The organism is Caballeronia choica (genome assembly GCF_001544535.1).
Classification (GTDB): domain Bacteria; phylum Pseudomonadota; class Gammaproteobacteria; order Burkholderiales; family Burkholderiaceae; genus Caballeronia; species Caballeronia choica.
The window spans coordinates 1-1,839 of the sequence record NZ_FCON02000403.1; the positions used below are offsets into that span (position 1 = coordinate 1).

Genomic DNA, 1,839 nt, shown 5'->3' on the forward strand with positions numbered 1-1,839 from the left:
GGCGCCGTGCAGGCCTACATCTTCACGGTGCTCGCGATGGTGTTCATCGGCGCGGCGCTCGCGGACGCTCCGCAACCCTCCTCCGCGAAGCAACAAAAAGGAACCCCATGAGCAATCTCATCCAGGTGATCAGTCTTCTTGCCGCCGCCATCGCCGTCTCGTTCGGCGCGATCGGCCCGGCGCTCGCCGAGGGCCGGGCCGTCGCCGCCGCGATGGATGCGCTCGCGCGCCAGCCGGACTCGGCCGGCACCATCTCGCGCACGCTGTTCGTCGGCCTCGCGATGATCGAGACCATGGCGATCTACTGTCTCGTGATCGCGTTGCTCGTGCTGTTCGCGAACCCGTTCGTGAAGTGACCGGGAACCGATCATGCATATCGACTGGTGGACTCTCGCCCTGCAGACGGTCAACGCACTCGTGCTCGTCTGGCTGCTCGCGCGCTTTCTGTTCAAGCCAGTCGCGAAGATCGTCGCCGAGCGCCAGCAAAGCGCCGCCGCCCTCATGGCCGACGCCGTGAAGGCGAAGGCGGACGCGCTCGCGCAACGCCAGGCGGCGGCGGACGAAGCGGCGCGCACCGCGCAACAGCGTGGCGATGTGCTGTCGGCGGCAGCGGCGGAAGCGGCGAAGCTCAAGTCCTCGCTTGAAGAAGCCGCTCACGCCGACGCCGAACAGCTTCGCGCAGCGGCAGAGGCCGATATCGCCAAGGCGCGGCAAGCCGCCGCGCTAACCGATGCCGACCAGGCATCGCAGCTCGCGCTCGCCATCGCGGCAAAGCTGCTGGAGCGTTTGCCGGAGCAGGCGCGCATCGCGGGTTTCATCGACGGCCTGGCAGCCGAACTCGCGAAGCTGCCCCAGTCGACGCGCGAAGCACTCGGCAACGACGGCTCGGAGGTTCGGCTGATCGCGCCGCGCGCGCTGCAAGCCGATGAACTCGCGGCCTGCCGCGGCGCGCTTTCGCGCGTGCTCGGCCGCGACGTGGATTTGCGGATCACGGTCGACCCGGCGATCGTCGCCGGACTCGAACTCGAAGCGCGGCACGCGATCGTGCGCAACAGCTTCCGGGCCGATCTCGCCCGGCTCCAGACGGAACTGCTCGTCCATGACCCCGACCACGCTTGACGCCCCCGCCGCCGCGTGGCTCGCAAGGAACCGCGCGACGCTCGCCAACACGCCTCTCTCCGCGCACGCCGAGGCGGTCGGCCGTGTGGAACACGTCGCCGATGGCATCGCCCTCGTCTCGGGCTTGCCCGATGTACGGCTGAACGAGTTGCTGCGCTTCGAAGGCGAACGCTTCGGCTTTGCGCTCACTCTGGATGCCGACACGATCGGCGCGGTGCTGCTCGACGACGGCGACGCGATCACCGCCGGCTCCATCGTCACGGGGACGGGACAGGTGGTGCAGGTGCCGGTCGGGCCGGGCTTGCTTGGACGCGTCGTCGATCCGCTTGGCCGGCCGCTCGATGGCGGCGAGCCGGTCCATGCCGACGGCCACCTGCCGATCGAACGCCCCGCGCCGACGATCATCGAGCGCGATCTCGTCGCCGAGCCGATTGCGACCGGCATCCTGCTGATCGATGCGTTGTTTGCCATCGGGCGCGGGCAACGGGAGTTGATCATCGGCGACCGCGCGACCGGCAAGACCTCGATCGCCCTCGACACGATCGTCAACCAGAAAGGGACGGACGTGATCTGCGTGTACGTCGCAATCGGCCAGCGCGCTTCGGCGGTGGAGCGCGCGATCGACGCGGTGCGGCGGCACGGCGCGCCCGAGCGCTGCGTCTTCGTATTTGCATCGGGCGCGGCATCGGCGGGACTGCAATGGATCGCGCCCTTCAGCGC

Annotated in this window: 2 protein-coding genes and 1 pseudogene; all 3 read left to right on the plus strand. The window is 69.1% G+C overall.

The features are described 5' to 3' along the window. Nucleotides 1-107 precede the first annotated feature (107 nt). Complete coding sequence (locus AWB68_RS44465; protein WP_087650402.1) at nucleotides 108-356, plus strand: F0F1 ATP synthase subunit C; 249 nt, start codon at nucleotides 108-110, stop codon at nucleotides 354-356. Nucleotides 357-369: 13 nt separating this feature from the next. Next, the gene (locus tag AWB68_RS44470; RefSeq protein WP_087650403.1) at nucleotides 370-1,119 is read left to right on the plus strand and encodes a F0F1 ATP synthase subunit delta; all 750 of its coding nucleotides are present in this window, start codon (nucleotides 370-372) and stop codon (nucleotides 1,117-1,119) included. Continuing rightward, a pseudogene (locus tag AWB68_RS44475) lies at nucleotides 1,100-1,839 on the plus strand (F0F1 ATP synthase subunit alpha); the annotation flags it as partial. The gene AWB68_RS44470 and the pseudogene AWB68_RS44475, both read left to right, overlap by 20 nt.

What these genes read in the sequence shown, in the direction of transcription:
- AWB68_RS44465 (WP_087650402.1), top strand. Translation starts at nt 108, where the DNA reads ATGAGCAATCTCATCCAGGTGATCAGTCTTCTTGCCGCCGCCATCGCC.
- AWB68_RS44470 (WP_087650403.1), top strand. Translation starts at nt 370, where the DNA reads ATGCATATCGACTGGTGGACTCTCGCCCTGCAGACGGTCAACGCACTC.